13 protein-coding genes are annotated in these 14,184 nt (G+C 60.1%); 11 read left to right on the plus strand and 2 right to left on the minus strand.

Annotation, left to right across the window (positions count from 1 at the left end; translation table 11 throughout):
- The first annotated feature begins 83 nt into the window (after positions 1-83).
- Complete coding sequence (locus ACWF6P_RS11275) at positions 84-1,475, plus strand: amino acid permease (RefSeq protein ID WP_452621073.1); 1,392 nt, start codon at positions 84-86, stop codon at positions 1,473-1,475.
- On the opposite strand, the gene ACWF6P_RS11280 is transcribed toward ACWF6P_RS11275, so the two are convergent.
- Both ACWF6P_RS11280 and ACWF6P_RS11285 read right to left on the minus strand, forming a co-directional pair.
- On the minus strand, positions 1,447-2,700 hold the full coding sequence (locus ACWF6P_RS11280; RefSeq protein ID WP_452621074.1) for an NAD(P)/FAD-dependent oxidoreductase: 1,254 nt from the start codon (positions 2,698-2,700) through the stop codon (positions 1,447-1,449). The genes ACWF6P_RS11275 and ACWF6P_RS11280 overlap by 29 nt on opposite strands.
- A gap of 155 nt (positions 2,701-2,855) precedes the next feature.
- Positions 2,856-4,001: a PucR family transcriptional regulator gene (locus ACWF6P_RS11285; RefSeq protein WP_452621075.1), complete on the minus strand. Its 1,146-nt coding sequence runs from the start codon at positions 3,999-4,001 to the stop codon at positions 2,856-2,858.
- 82 nt (positions 4,002-4,083) lie between these two features.
- On the opposite strand from ACWF6P_RS11285, the gene ACWF6P_RS11290 reads away from it, so the two are divergent.
- The 10 genes from ACWF6P_RS11290 to ACWF6P_RS11335 all read left to right on the plus strand — a co-directional run bounded on the left by ACWF6P_RS11290 (position 4,084) and on the right by ACWF6P_RS11335 (position 14,143).
- Positions 4,084-4,869, plus strand: coding sequence for an HAD-IIA family hydrolase (locus ACWF6P_RS11290; RefSeq protein WP_064443292.1), 786 nt, complete (start codon positions 4,084-4,086; stop codon positions 4,867-4,869).
- A gap of 81 nt (positions 4,870-4,950) precedes the next feature.
- Positions 4,951-5,508, plus strand: coding sequence for a DUF6764 family protein (locus tag ACWF6P_RS11295; RefSeq protein WP_019744475.1), 558 nt, complete (start codon positions 4,951-4,953; stop codon positions 5,506-5,508).
- 273 nt (positions 5,509-5,781) lie between these two features.
- Positions 5,782-7,407 carry a chaperonin GroEL gene (gene groL / locus ACWF6P_RS11300; RefSeq protein ID WP_003941476.1) on the plus strand — a complete coding sequence of 542 codons (1,626 nt, stop codon included), beginning with the start codon at positions 5,782-5,784 and terminating at the stop codon, positions 7,405-7,407.
- 588 nt (positions 7,408-7,995) lie between these two features.
- Positions 7,996-8,775 carry a hypothetical protein gene (locus tag ACWF6P_RS11305; protein ID WP_452621076.1) on the plus strand — a complete coding sequence of 260 codons (780 nt, stop codon included), beginning with the start codon at positions 7,996-7,998 and terminating at the stop codon, positions 8,773-8,775.
- A 721-nt stretch (positions 8,776-9,496) separates the two neighbouring features.
- Positions 9,497-9,628 carry a hypothetical protein gene (locus ACWF6P_RS11310; RefSeq protein ID WP_255246887.1) on the plus strand — a complete coding sequence of 44 codons (132 nt, stop codon included), beginning with the start codon at positions 9,497-9,499 and terminating at the stop codon, positions 9,626-9,628.
- 298 nt (positions 9,629-9,926) lie between these two features.
- Positions 9,927-10,121: a hypothetical protein gene (locus ACWF6P_RS11315; protein WP_020723597.1), complete on the plus strand. Its 195-nt coding sequence runs from the start codon at positions 9,927-9,929 to the stop codon at positions 10,119-10,121.
- 374 nt (positions 10,122-10,495) lie between these two features.
- Positions 10,496-11,956, plus strand: coding sequence for a wax ester/triacylglycerol synthase domain-containing protein (locus tag ACWF6P_RS11320; RefSeq protein WP_452621077.1), 1,461 nt, complete (start codon positions 10,496-10,498; stop codon positions 11,954-11,956).
- A 136-nt stretch (positions 11,957-12,092) separates the two neighbouring features.
- Complete coding sequence (locus tag ACWF6P_RS11325; protein WP_452621078.1) at positions 12,093-13,538, plus strand: wax ester/triacylglycerol synthase domain-containing protein; 1,446 nt, start codon at positions 12,093-12,095, stop codon at positions 13,536-13,538.
- Between the two features lie 212 nt (positions 13,539-13,750).
- Positions 13,751-13,936 carry a hypothetical protein gene (locus ACWF6P_RS11330; protein WP_223304379.1) on the plus strand — a complete coding sequence of 62 codons (186 nt, stop codon included), beginning with the start codon at positions 13,751-13,753 and terminating at the stop codon, positions 13,934-13,936.
- A 63-nt stretch (positions 13,937-13,999) separates the two neighbouring features.
- Entirely contained in the window at positions 14,000-14,143 is a 144-nt protein-coding gene (locus tag ACWF6P_RS11335; RefSeq protein WP_003941503.1) for a hypothetical protein, read from the plus strand.
- The last annotated feature ends 41 nt before the right edge of the window (positions 14,144-14,184 follow it).

The raw sequence follows: 14,184 nt of genomic DNA on the forward strand, positions 1-14,184 counted from the left end.
CAGGGTCGTGCGGGAACACGCGCGGTGGTAGCGGACAATGGTTCGCGCACGTATGACGATCCATCCGACTGGAGTACCGAGAAGTGAACAGCGACGCCGCGACGCATGATGGCCTCAAGCGAGGGCTGACAGCGCGCCACATCCGCTTCATCGCCCTCGGATCAGCCATCGGAACCGGACTGTTCTACGGCAGCGCCGAGGCCATCAAACGAGCCGGCCCGTCGGTGCTCCTGGCCTACCTGATCGGCGGTATCGCGGTCTACCTGGTGTTGCGAGCGCTCGGCGAGATGGCGGTCCGCAACCCGGTCTCGGGTTCGTTCAGCGAGTACGCGAACAAGCACCTCGGACCACTCGCCGGCTTCCTGACCGGGTGGACATACACGTTCGAGATGATCATCGTCTGTATCGCCGACGTCACCGCGTTCGGGATCTACATGCAGTTTTGGTACCAGGACGTACCGGTTTGGATCTGGGCGCTGGCGGTAGTCTTTTTCATCGGCGCGATAAACCTGTTGAGCGTCAAGGTGTTCGGCGAACTGGAATTCTGGTTCACGCTCGTGAAGATCACCGCCATCATCGCGATGATCGCCGGCGGCATCGCGATCATCGTGTTCGGATTCGGCGTTCACGACACCGATGCCGGAATCAGCCACCTCTGGTCGGACGGCGGGTTCTTCGCGACGGGCTTCGGCGGATTCGTCGCGTGTTTCGCGATCGTCATGTTCGCGTTCGGCGGCACCGAGATCATCGGTATCACCGCGGGCGAAGCCGAGGATCCGGCGCAGACCATCAGGAAAGCCGTCAACACGGTCCCGGTGCGCATCATTCTCTTCTACATCTGCACCCTCGCCGTCATCATGGCGATCATTCCGTGGCAGACCATCAACTCCGACAACAGTCCGTTCGTCCAGATCTTCGAGAACCTCGGATTGGGAACGGCCGCATCGATCCTCAACATCGTTGTCATCACCGCGGCCCTGTCCGCCATCAACAGCGACGTTTTCGGTGCGGGTCGCATGATGTTCGGAATGTCGCATGCCGGCCAGGCCCCGCAGGTGATGAAGAGAGTCTCCGCAAACGGTGTTCCGTGGATGACCGTTGTCATCATGACCGGTGCCCTGCTGGTGGGAGTACTGCTCAACTACCTGATCCCGGACCAGGTGTTCCTCGTCATCGCCTCGCTGGCGACCTTCGCCACCATTTTCGTCTGGATCATGATCCTGCTCTCGCAGTTCCGTTCCCGCGCTCAGATGAGTGCAGACGAAACAGCGGCACTGAAATTTCCAGTGCCGCTGTGGCCGTACGGTCAGATCTTCGCGATCGTGTTCCTGGCTTTTGTCATCGTGTTGCTCGGCGTCATCGCCGATACCCGAGTTGCGCTGCTCGTCGGTGCCGGATGGCTGGTTCTGCTGACGGGCGCGTACTACAAGTGGGTGAAACCGGCTGTCAGCGCAGCGGATCGAAGTGACGCATGACGGTCGGCGTCTGAGCACCGGTCATCGAGTCGGCCACCATCTTTCCTGTCAACGGACCCAGGGCGATTCCCCACATCCCGTGACCACCGGCGACGTGCACGCGCGGCGAGCGCGTGGCTCCGATCAACGGCAAGCCGTCGGTAGTGCACGGTCGTGAGCCCACCCATTCCTCTTCCCGCGCAGTCCAGTCGATGCCGCTGAGCATCGGCTTGGCCGCATCGACGATCGCCTGCACGCGGCGCGGATCCAACGGCGCGTCGGGGCTGCGGAATTCCATCATTCCGGCCACTCGGAAGCGATCGTGCAACGGCGTGCACGCAACGCGCTGGGTGGGGAAATACACAGGATTCTTGGGGAGGTGCTCGGGCTTGACGCTGAAGCTGTAGCCGCGTCCGGCCTGCACCAGTTTGCGCACGCCGAACGGTGCGGCGAGCTTGTTCAAGCGGGCACCACTCGAGATGACCACGGCGTCACCGTCGCGTGAATCACCGTGTGCACTGCGAACACTGACTCCGCCGACCCGATCGTCGATCTGCGCGACGTCGAAACCGCTGACGATTTCTCCACCGCGTTCACGAACCGCGTCCGCCAACGAGTTCACGAACAACGGGGGATCGATGAAACGCTGATTGCGCAGACGCAAACCGGCTTTCACGCCCTGACCGAGTGAAGGCTCGAGCGAATGAATCGCGTCGTAGTCGAGGAGGTCGAAGTCGACTTCGCCGCCGGCAGCTTCGACGTGATGGAACTCGTCCACCAAAGTCTGTCGGTCCTTCTCGGACGCAAACGCGGCGAGGAAAGGATCGGCAAGGCGGGTCAGCTCTCGGACGCCACCGTCGGCGAGTTCGTCGTACGCGCCCAAGGCTGTTCGGTTGACCTCGGTGTAGACCGACATCGCTTCCTGCCACTTCGACGGCGTGCAGTGGCGCGCGAACCCGACCAGGAACCGAATCAGCTTCAGATCGGTGGTCAGTGGCACGTACACCGGGGACGACGGGCTGAGCATCGCGCGCAAGCCGTATTGGAGCACTGCGGGTTCGGGCAGCGGAAGCGTCAATGCGGGGGCTAGCCAACCGGCGTTGCCCCAGCTCGCGTCGGCTGCGACGCCGTCGCGATCGACGACGGTGACCTCGACTCCACGTTCCTGCAAGAACCAGGCCGTCGACAATCCGACAACACCCGCACCGACCACGACCACACGATCGGGGCTCTGACGAGTTCCCATGACGCACTCCTTCTACAGACTCTGCTCGAACCGAGACGCCGGTCACATCCGGGTCTGTCTCAAGCATGAATCGCGGGGCCGGCAAAAGGACTGGCCGTTCGGCCATCGTCGGAGCTACCTCGTTGTGGATTCGCACAACGCGCCGCCGCGCCTGCTCAGCGAGCGAGTTTGAACTGCAGCATCAGAATCAAGCGGGTGTCGGCGTCGGTCAAGTCGACGCCGCACATCTCCTTGCCTCGACGCAAGCGGTTGCGGAGCGTGTTGGGGTGAACATGCAGTGCGGCAGAAGAATTCGCTACGTCACCGCCGTGCTCGAGAAAGGCCTTTGCCGTCGCGACCAGATCGCTGCCGTGCTGAGAGTCGTGACGTTCGAGGCTTCCGAGTGGTGTGGCGTCGCCGAGTCCGTCGATGATGTCGGCGACGTGCAGGGCGAGTACGGAGGCCAACGTGTCCCTCATTCCCGAGACGGTTCCGCCGGACCGGCCATGCCGAAGCGCTCCGAGAACATGGTCGGCGTCCGAACGTGAAAGATGTGATTCGCTCGCAGACTTCACGGTCCGGCCGACGGCTACTGCCAGGAATTCGCGACCACGGGCGCGGGTGAGGAAGTCGGCGGACAATCGGCGAGCGTTGGTCTCGTCGGCCGCGATGACAAGGTAGATGGTCTCGGACAGTTGAGCGGCAACGGCGTCGACGGCCAGAGTGTCGAGGTACAGGCTCAAGGACGCGACCAACCCCGCCGGCAGTGGTCCCGTGATTGTTCCGACGGCGACGACGGTGAGCGGGCCTGCCAACCGCAAGTCGTCTGCGGCGCGGAAAGCCGGTTCGCCACCGCCGATCAGAGCTTGGACGCGCTGGGACTGGCGACGGCGTGTGCTGTCGACCCGGTCACGCTCCGAGGCGATTCTCTCGGCCACGACGGATACCGCGGAACGAAGTATCGATTCCTGTGTGGGCGTCGGTGTTCCGGCGAGTGCAACCCAGATCGAGCCGACGGGGTGATCGTTCTCGCGAACTGCGATGACCAGGCGCGGAGTGATCGCAGGGTCTTCGAGGTCGACGTAGATGGGATCGATCTCTCGGTGGAGGCGATCGAATACTCCTGCATCGGAGAGTAATTGGCGGAATCGGCTGGGTACCTGCCGGCCGAGGATCGTGCCGATGCGAGCTTCGTCCACGGCCTGCTCGCCGCCGGAGTACGCGAGGACGGTCGAGTTCTCGTCCTCGATCGTGACGGGAGCGCCGAGTAATTCGGCCAGAGAACCGGCAACGGAGAAGAGGTCGTCGTCGCGCAGGTCCATGGGTGGGAGCCTACTGAGCGATCGACGGATTTCGGGTTACGACGCCTCGGCAGGACCTCGATAGCGAATATAGGCTGGTGCAATGGCCGACATCGAAGGTGTTCTGTTCGATATCGACGGAGTCCTGCTCACGTCCTGGCAGCCGATCGAGGGAGCAGGAGAAGCAGTACGCGAGGTTCGGCGGCGCGGATTGGCCTGTGGGTTTCTGACCAACACAACCTCGCGCAGTTCGACGCTGATCGCGCAGGGGTTGTGCGACGCCGGTATCGAGGTCGAGGCGAGCCAGATAGTTACTGCCGCCAGGCTCACGGGGGAGTACGTGCGGGCGACGTATCCGGACGCGCGGGCGTGGGTCCTCAATCACGGTGACGTGTCTGCCGATCTCGAGGGAATCGAATTCGACGACGCCGATCCTGAGGTCGTGATTCTCGGCGGCGCCGGCCCGGAGTTCACCCACGAGGCGCTGAGTCGAGTGCTCGAACTTCTGCTCGCCGGTGTGCCCGTCGTCGCGATGCACCGCGGGATGATGTGGGAGACGTCAGGCGGCCTTCGAATCGACACCGGAACGTACTTGCCGGGCTTCGAGGAAGTGGCAGGTGTAAATATCGCCGCAGTGGGTAAACCGTCTCTCACGGGGTTCCTGACAGCCACCGAGCTGATGCATGTCGAACCTGAGGCGACGGTGATGGTCGGCGACGATCTGATCGGGGACGTCCTTTCCTCACAACGAGTCGGCTTGACCGGAGTTCTGGTGCGCACAGGCAAGTTTCGGCAAACAGTGCTCGACCTGTCGGTTCAGAAGCCCGACCACGTCATCGATTCGGTCGCGGATCTCCCGGCCCTTCTCGGGGTCGTCCTCGAGGCTTGACCAGCCGGGGGTGACGGACTTCACTCGAGCGGGTACTCTCGCGCCCGAATCCAATGAACCTGTTCCACGAAGGAGTTTTCTATGCCCTTGATCTCGTCAGTCTGGTTCCGTCGCTCATCCTCTCGAGTCAGCGGAATTTCCAGTAGTCGGTTGGGGGGCCGCCTGGCGAGAACAGGGGCTGTGATGACTGTAGGTATGGGGCTCGCCGCCGGGCTGGCGCTGACCGGTGCGGGAGCTGCTTCGGCAGCCCCCGTCACGTGTGTCTCGCCGCCGTCGGCCAATGACATCCAGGTCTCCGAGACCGCGAGCTGCGGCGCGCAGTCCGTCGGAGCCGGCCGTTCGCAGGCCGGTGCTGCCGAGAGCGGTACCGCTGTGAGCGTCGCCGCCGACAACGGCTACTCCAATTCATATGCAAACGGCTTCGGAACCGCGCTGGGGGCTTCTCGCGGTAACGGTCAGGCGCAGGCATTTGCGCTCGGCGGCGGTATCGCGCGGGCCGGGGCGGCCGACGGAAACGTCACCTTCGCTATCGCCGGTTACGGAGCGGGCGCTACGGCCGATGCCAACGGCGTCGACTGCGTCGGAGTGCTCTCGTTTGCGGTCAATTTGAGTAACGGACAGTTCTGCATCGCGGGCTGAGGCTCAACCTTGCACTCGGCACGCTCGAGTGCTAAAAATGCAGTTGGCACTCGCGAACCGTGAGTGCCAGGTCGAGGCAGTGAGACCGGGAACCATAGACACCCCCGGTCGTCCGTCGCGGGCACTGACTAGACCACAGGCGTAGATGGGTGACCAGGCAAATCGGTCGCCCGTGTAATGAGGTGACTGGTCAAACGGTCGCCTTGTGCCGATGAGGTGACCCGACGAGCGGTCACCTTGTGTGTCACCCCCTATCCGGAGGATCACTTCGCAATGGCAAAGATCATCGCGTTCGACGAAGAGGCACGTCGTGGCCTCGAGCGAGGCCTCAACGCCCTCGCCGACGCTGTCAAGGTGACGTTGGGCCCCAAGGGTCGCAACGTCGTTCTCGAAAAGAAGTGGGGCGCCCCCACGATCACCAACGATGGTGTTTCCATCGCCAAGGAGATCGAACTCGACGACCCGTACGAGAAGATCGGCGCCGAGCTCGTCAAGGAGGTCGCCAAGAAGACTGACGACGTCGCTGGCGACGGCACCACCACCGCTACCGTTCTCGCACAGGCTCTGGTCCGTGAAGGCCTGCGCAACGTCGCAGCCGGCGCGAACCCGCTCGGCCTCAAGCGCGGCATCGAGAAGGCTGTCGAGGCTGTCACAGCTCGCCTGCTCGAGACCGCCAAGGAGATCGACACCAAGGAGCAGATCGCTGCTACCGCCGGTATTTCCGCCGGCGACCCGTCCATCGGTGAGCTCATCGCCGAGGCTATGGACAAGGTCGGCAAGGAAGGCGTCATCACGGTCGAGGAGTCCAACACCTTCGGCCTGCAGCTCGAGCTCACCGAGGGCATGCGCTTCGACAAGGGCTACATCTCGGCGTACTTCGCCACCGATGCAGAGCGTCAGGAAGCCGTCCTCGAAGACGCGTACATCCTGCTCGTCAGCTCCAAGATCTCCACGGTCAAGGACCTGCTGCCCCTGCTGGAGAAGGTCATCCAGTCCGGCAAGCCGCTCCTGATCATCGCCGAGGACGTCGAGGGCGAAGCTCTCTCCACCCTCGTGGTCAACAAGATCCGTGGCACCTTCAAGTCTGTTGCCGTCAAGGCTCCCGGCTTCGGTGACCGTCGTAAGGCTCAGCTCGCCGACATCGCCATCCTCACCGGTGGCGAGGTCATCAGCGAAGAGGTCGGACTCTCCTTGGAGACCGCAGGCCTCGAGCTCCTCGGCCAGGCACGCAAGGTCGTCATCACCAAGGACGAGACCACCATCGTCGAGGGTGCCGGCGACGCCGACGCAATCGCCGGTCGTGTCAGCCAGATCCGCGCCGAGATCGAGAACAGCGACTCGGATTACGACCGTGAGAAGCTGCAGGAACGTCTGGCCAAGCTGGCCGGCGGCGTTGCAGTCATCAAGGCCGGCGCTGCTACCGAGGTCGAGCTCAAGGAGCGCAAGCACCGCATCGAAGATGCAGTGCGTAACGCAAAGGCAGCTGTCGAAGAGGGCATCGTCGCCGGTGGTGGCGTTGCACTTCTCCAGGCAGCTCCCGCACTGGACGACCTCAAGCTCGAAGGTGACGAGGCAACCGGCGCGAACATCGTTCGCGTTGCACTGTCCGCTCCGCTCAAGCAGATCGCATTCAACGCAGGCCTCGAGCCTGGCGTTGTTGCGGACAAGGTCTCCAACCTGCCCGCAGGTCACGGCCTCAACGCTGCGACCAACGAGTACGGCGACCTGCTCGCTGCAGGCATCAACGACCCGGTCAAGGTCACCCGCTCGGCACTGCAGAACGCAGCGTCCATCGCGGCTCTGTTCCTGACGACCGAAGCCGTTGTCGCTGACAAGCCGGAGAAGGCCGGAGCGCCTGCAGGCGATCCGACCGGCGGCATGGGCGGCATGGACTTCTGAGTCCATCTCCACCTAGCTCCTACAGCCCGGCCCACCGTTTGGTGGGCCGGGCTTTTGCTTGTCTGGAGATAAATGCGGGCATTTTGTCGACTACTGCGACGCGATTGCGCTGTTTGGCTGTCCACCGATTCCGGATCAATTTCAAGTTCGTACAAAAGTAGTAAGGCCACGATAAATGCTCTCAGGTTCGTACTTTTGTAGGATATTTTGGGCCTTGACGGCGAATTTTCTTGCTACTTAAGTCTAGCTAATCGGATACCCTTGCTTTCGCTAATGTTGTCGAGAATTCGGGAGTTTAGAGCTGCTCCAGGAAAACTGGTACACGTTTCAGAAGTATGGTCTACGCTCGCAAATGCCGCATAGCCCCCAGAGTCGACGCTTCGGGCAACGCGGATCGGGCGTCAAAATTCGAACAGACCGGTGCGCGCGGTTCTGATTCAGTTTCTTCGAATGTTTGATGCACATGCTCGGTTCTCGATAGCAGTGATTGTGTGCTGCGGAGAGAGTGAAGCATGCTTTCGGTAGTTGAAGATATCCTGATACCTTCAACTGCTTCATCCGTCTATCCCTTTTATCGGGGATTACTTCATGATGAAATCTGGAATTAAATTCGAGAGAGATGAAGGAACGATGAAGAAGATGCGTCATTCAGCTGTTCGTCAAATTGCTACCAGCGTCGCAATACCCGCGGCTGCGATAGGGCTGGTGCTTGCTGCAGTTTCGCCCGCATCGGCTCACACGGTTGCCACCACGGATAACATGGCGTGCATGGGTGATCCGGTAGCGTCCGGAATTGCGAATGTTCACCAGAGTTTGGTCGCGTTCACTGAAAATGTCACGCATCCCACGGCAAACACTTTTCATGTGCAGCCAGGCACGCAGGTTTTCAACAACTCCACCCCCTTTGCCATGAAGCGACTTGAAAATGTGCGAATGGTGTACAGGATCACCGACACGTCCAAGTTTGTGTCGGCCGCGGTGGGTACTGCAGGAAGCGGCTACACGGGGACGCCCGCCGTCACTCGTGTTGACGCTACCCTCGCGCCCAGCGCGACGGGGTCCTATCTGCTCTTGAGTGGAATCACCGTGCCTGCGGTAGCAGGAGCGACAACGTCTTTCGTTCAGCCCGGGATCACGATCAATCAGACAGACGATGCCGATCTGTACCTGGAGATCAACCGTGATGGCGATGCAGGAAAGTATGCCAATTCGAAGAACTTCCTGACCTTCACGTCGGTCGCAACTTTCCTTGGTTTCGAGCAAAAAGCCGCGACAATGTGTCTCGCTACTGATGTCAGTGCTCGCTCCGACTCCGATATCGGAAGTGTGTTGGCAACCAACGATTTGGGTGGGGACCTGCACCCCTGAACGAAGATTGGTGATCGACAGTATTAGTACACACCAATGAAATGGTTACCTTCATTCAATTTCTGGATGAAGGTAACCATATTGTGGAGGAAGTTGAATATCGGGTGCGCGTAACCGATGTGGCGCTTCCGGCTCTCAGGTGAGGTGGGAGCGCGCCCTAGGGCAATTTGGCTGGGAGGGTCTGCATGCCCAGGGGTGATCGGACGCATGGGCACGTTCATATCTGTCCGTGTGAGATCTACACGGGCGCTAGCACTTTCGGCGGTATTTCGGGAGGGGTACCTCCTCGAGTACTAGTACTTTTGCTCTGCGTCGACTGCAGCGCGTTGCCGTCGAAAAGTATTGGTGGGCAGATCGATTGCACTCGACGGCAGATACGTTGCAGTGTGTAGTGCCGCGTTGCCGAAGCTATTGAGTGCGGTGTGTTGATGGATTTCAGTAGAAATTGTGGCCGGCTCGGGCCCGCGACCTGCAAAAATGGAACAGGTTTCAGAAAGCTTCAAAATGTTTAGCCGAAAGTTCCCCAAATCGGGCTCTTCTGCACTACCTTGATGTCACCCCATAGCCGCGAAAGGGCGCGTACGCCCCGAAGAATATCGGTTACCTGGTTTGCAAAATCTTTCTCTTTGCTGCTCGGACCAGTTCTTTGTGGGCTACTGCAAGCGGTCCGATGTAAACGTCCTATGAGTAAACCAAGACCTACGAAAGGGTGGGAATCAGTATGATCGTCATGTTCCTCCAAGCGACTGCGCAATTGTTCACCGACCTGCTGGCCAACACCTGGAGCGGGTCGATGCTGCCGGGCGTAGAGGCCGGCACAGGCTCGTTGGTATCCGCTATCGAACTCAGCTGATCGATAGTTTCAATTTCCGAGGATCTTTCTGACAGTGGGAGTGAATGATGGGTAGTTTGGGATCGGTCGCTGATGTGCTCGAAGGCGAAATGGGAGGGTTGATCAAGTCGGTCATTGCGGGCATCATTTTCGCGCCGATAATGTCGTCGATCGACCTGGGGTGGCAGGTTCCCCCTCTGCCGTAATTCGGAATCGTCAAGACCTGCGTGTTTGGATAACGGACACGCAGATCTGATGGACTCCGCTGTTTTTCTTTTCGAAACCCGAACGAACGAATTCCAAGGAGTGTGGAAGTACAGTGGATACAGCAAGTTTGATCGACGCGGTCGGCAGCATCGACGCGAACTCGGTCCAGTTGCCTTTGGCGGCTCTCAAGGGAATTATCGAGGGAGTTTTCGCAGCTATCTCTTCTTTCATTGAACTGGGTGTCACAGGATCCGCTGCGTCAGCCGGATCGATCCAATCCGGCCTCGGCTCCATAGCCGGCACCTAATCCGAAGAGGAGAAAGAAATGTTGAACGGATCATTGACGTACCTGTCCGATCTCGTCAGTTTCGGGTCGGTTGATCTCGTGGGCACGATCGGGAAATACCTGAACGCGCTTTCGTCCTTCCCAGTGTGATGAAAGGAAATGCACAATGCTTGAAAGATACCTGACTTCGATCGTGCAATGGGTTATCGACACAGCGGGCCTCACCTCCGCCGGAAGCAAGATGCTTCAGAATCCGAAGTAGGAAATTCTTGGTGGAGTCTGAATTGGAATACGCCACCGAGTCCGAATGATCCCCGAGGCTGACGTACGCCTCGGGGATCATTCGGTTTCGAGTTCCGGTCACGATTACCGATGCAGTGAGACGAGGTAGTGTCATGCGATTGCCCAGCAAATTTGCGGTGCAGTTGGCGCGGTTGAGCCCGCGTGATGCCGATTTCATCTACAACGAGGCGGACGGCCATCTGGGGCATTTGATAGGGGTGTATTTCTTCGATACTTCTCAGCGCCCTGAGTCGGAGTTCTCGCGCGAGCAAGCAGTCGAATGGGTGACCGCACGGCTCGGCCACCATCGCATGTTCACCCACAAGGTACGTCGTATCCCGCTCGGACTCGATCATCCGTACTGGATGCCCGTCAATGACTTCGACATCCGTGACCACGTACACGTCACAGACCTTACGGAGCCTGGTTGGGCATCACTCGAGAAGCCTTTGAGTGCTTTGATGACTTCACGGATGGACTTGACCCGTCCGCCATGGGAGTTGCACTTCTTCAACGGAATCGAAGGTCTCGACGATCTGGACGGGAGGCTGACCGCCGTAGTGCTCAAGTCCCACCACAGCGCAGCGGATGGGATAGCAATCCGGATGTTGGGGGAATCCATCTTCTCAGGCGAAGAGCGAGCCGCCCGACACGTTCCAGTACCTCGACTATTGAAGGTGCGTGTACTCCTCGAATCGTTGGCGAGCATTCCCAGCCAGATGTTCAGATTCGCCCGGAGCGTTCCTGGGAATCGCGCTGCTCAACGCGCTGCGAACGCGGCCCAATCGGCCGGTGAATGGGTCGAGAGCCTCAACGAACGTCCGGCTACCAGGTTCAACGGCAAAGTCAGCGGATCGGGAACGCTGCAGCAATTAACCCTTCCCGGTGCCGTAATCGGCGGGGTCAAACACGCAGTTCCAGGCGCCACTGTCAACGATGTTCTCCTGGCGATCGTCGGTGGTGCGCTGTCGCGGTATCTGACAGAAAATGGTGAGCCGCCAGGGGGATCTTTGGTGGCAATGGTGCCGCGCTCGATGCGCAAGGTCGAGGAGTGGCAGTCTGCCAATCAACTGGTGACCTTGTCAGTCGATATGCACACGTCCGTTGCGGCGCCGCTGGAACGATTGGCACTCATCGCGGAATCCTCGCGTTCGGAGAAGGTACGTACTTCCCACCCTGCCACTCGCCGTGTGGACGCCGCGATCGAAACGGCGCCGGCATTCCTGCTGAGATTGATTGCTTTTGCGCGAAGTAGGAATTCCCACGATGTCACTCGTCCCCGCTACCAGCACACAATGGTGAGCAATATTCCGCTCTCTGTTGAAGGGCTGACGTTGAACGGTGCACCGGGTGCAGCGGTGCTGGCAACCCAGCCCCCGGTTGACGGCGACGGGCTACGGCATTTCATGGTCGCCGCAGCAGGTGGGGGACTGACCCTCAACGTCATCGCGGATACCGCGACCATGCCCGATCTCCACCATTACATCGAACTACTGCGAGCAAGTTTCGATGATTTGGCAGCGGCGGCCGCGATGCAGACTGCGGATTCACCTGACCAAGAGGTTGCTTCCTGATCGATCGGAATCGCAGGCACCTTCTCCGATCGCTGGATCCGGTGATACCCAACTATTCCGAGCAGAACCCAGAGGATCTGCATGTCAGCTCGCTACAATTCGGACATTCGTTCAGTGTCGGAATTGAGGGGCATGCATGATCTTTCGGAACTCGTTGCCAGTCGCGGTATCTCAGATGGGACCGCGAGACGCGGAGTTCGTCTACAACGAGTCCGGCGGACATCTGAGCCACATGGTCTGCGCCTACTTCTTCGACACTACGGGCCATCCGCTCGCAGAGATGACGCACGACGACGCGGTTCGGTGGATCACCGAAAGATTCGGGTACTGGCCACTGTTCACGAGTCGCCTCCAGCGAGTTCCGCTGGATCTGGACTATCCCTATTGGGTCCCGGCCGATTTCGACGTCGATGATCACGTGCACGTCCATCGTGCCCCTGTTGCCGGGTGGGCGCCGGTTCGTGAATTGCTCGGGCGCTCGCTCGGGGAGCCGATGGACCTGTCCCGGCCGCCCTGGGAGTTGCACGTCATGACCGGAGTGCACGGGATCGACGAGCTACCGGGCAATCTGACGCTGATCATGCTCAAGACCCACCACGGGGCCGGTGACGGTCTGGCGATCCGCGATCTGACCAACCTTCTGTTCTCCGGTCCGCCGAAGCCGGAGACGAAGCGTGCCGGTTCGGGGCTTTCGTCGCTGGATTTGATCGGGCGCACGGTCGTCGGTTTGCCCGGCCAGGCGATCCGCTTCGGCCGGGGCCTGTCCGTGACAAAGGTTGCGGCCGAGACGGTTCGGGAGGCGGAAGAGGCCGGAGAGCTACCTACGTACTCGGCCGACCGCCTACCGACCCGATTCAACGGCGTGCTGGGCGGAGACATCACGATCGATTTCCTGACGCTGGACGGCGCAGACATCAAAGCGATCCGAGCGGCCGTTCCGGACGTGACGGTCAACGACATCTTCCTGACCGTCGTCGCCGGTGCTCTGGACGGATACCTGTCGGAGAAGGGCGAGAAGTCGGCCAGTGGGTTGGCGGCGATGGTTCCCCGATCGATGCGGCAGATAGCCGAATGGGAATCGGCCAACCAACTGGCGCTGTTGACCGTCGATCTGCACACAGACGTCGAAGATCCGGTCGAGCGGCTGACACTGATCAGGGATTCGGCGCTGATGGCAAAGGAGCGGAGTGCGCACCCAGCCGTCCGTCGTTACGGCACACGCATCGAAACCTCGCCTGCGGCTCTGCTCAGACTCACCGGTCTCTCACGTCGGCTCAACAAGCTGGACCCTTCGCACAAGGTCATTCAGAACACGACGATCAGCAATGTCCCGGTATCGGTCGACGGCAATGTTTTCGAAGGTGCGCCGGCGGTGGCAGTTCTCGGCGGGCAGGCGCCGGTCGACGGAGACATTCTGCGCCACTTCCTCATTGCCGCGCGTGGAGGTTCTCTGACGCTCAATGTCATCGTTTCGCGAGAGGCGATGCCGGATATCGAGCACTACGTCGAATTGTTGCGGGTGGGGTTCACGACGCTTCTGCAGGCAGTTTCTGAACAAAATCGTGAGGTAGTCGAACGATAAAGAGCAACTTGCGTCGGAACTTGTGGTGAATCGACGATTTGTGTTCGGGAAATTTCTGTCGAATTCATCCTAATTAAGGTAATTGTCCGTAGTGGTGTCGAGTCGTTATCTCGCGGATTAATGTGACTGTCGACACGTCGAGTGTCTACCGCCGGACTGGTTCGATAATCGTCAGCGACGGTAAAAAGAATCACCTACGCGAGGAGCTGAACATGGGTTCGTTGATGGATATTCTCGGTGGTCCGAATGGGGACGGTGCACCGATGCAGGCTTTGCTGACAATGCTGCTGGGATTGGACAATGTCGGTGCAAACCTCTTCGGTTCACTGGCTGACACCGCCGGTGGAATCTTCGGATCTCTCGACACCCTCAGCTTTACGCCGCCTGTCGTTCCCTGAGTTTTCTGATCGGCGTCATTTGTTCGTCCCAAGTGAACCACTGAACATCTAAAGGAGAACGTCATGCTTGAAGGATCTGTCATGGACGCTGCGGGCTCAGTCGGTGCGATCATCGGTCAGGGGTTGGGCAGTGTCAGTGGCCTGGCCGTCAAGGGTCTCGAGGCCCTCGCTGCGCTCAGCGGTGGAGAGTTGAAGGCCGCCAAGTAGATTGTCGATTTCGGGGCCTGCTCGTGTTGGCGCGGAGGCCC

The organism is Rhodococcus sp. NPDC055024, assembly GCF_053608585.1.

Bases quoted from the DNA above. Each gene is read 5' to 3' on its own strand.
- ACWF6P_RS11335 (WP_003941503.1), top strand. From the start codon at position 14,000: ATGCTTGAAGGATCTGTCATGGACGCTGCGGGCTCAGTCGGTGCGATC.
- ACWF6P_RS11290 (WP_064443292.1), top strand. From the start codon at position 4,084: ATGGCCGACATCGAAGGTGTTCTGTTCGATATCGACGGAGTCCTGCTC.
- ACWF6P_RS11305 (WP_452621076.1), top strand. From the start codon at position 7,996: ATGATGAAATCTGGAATTAAATTCGAGAGAGATGAAGGAACGATGAAG.
- ACWF6P_RS11285 (WP_452621075.1), bottom strand. From the start codon at position 4,001: ATGGACCTGCGCGACGACGACCTCTTCTCCGTTGCCGGTTCTCTGGCC.
- ACWF6P_RS11310 (WP_255246887.1), top strand. From the start codon at position 9,497: ATGATCGTCATGTTCCTCCAAGCGACTGCGCAATTGTTCACCGACCTG.
- ACWF6P_RS11295 (WP_019744475.1), top strand. From the start codon at position 4,951: ATGCCCTTGATCTCGTCAGTCTGGTTCCGTCGCTCATCCTCTCGAGTC.
- ACWF6P_RS11325 (WP_452621078.1), top strand. From the start codon at position 12,093: ATGATCTTTCGGAACTCGTTGCCAGTCGCGGTATCTCAGATGGGACCG.
- ACWF6P_RS11330 (WP_223304379.1), top strand. From the start codon at position 13,751: ATGGGTTCGTTGATGGATATTCTCGGTGGTCCGAATGGGGACGGTGCA.
- ACWF6P_RS11280 (WP_452621074.1), bottom strand. From the start codon at position 2,700: ATGGGAACTCGTCAGAGCCCCGATCGTGTGGTCGTGGTCGGTGCGGGT.
- ACWF6P_RS11320 (WP_452621077.1), top strand. From the start codon at position 10,496: ATGCGATTGCCCAGCAAATTTGCGGTGCAGTTGGCGCGGTTGAGCCCG.
- groL (WP_003941476.1), top strand. From the start codon at position 5,782: ATGGCAAAGATCATCGCGTTCGACGAAGAGGCACGTCGTGGCCTCGAG.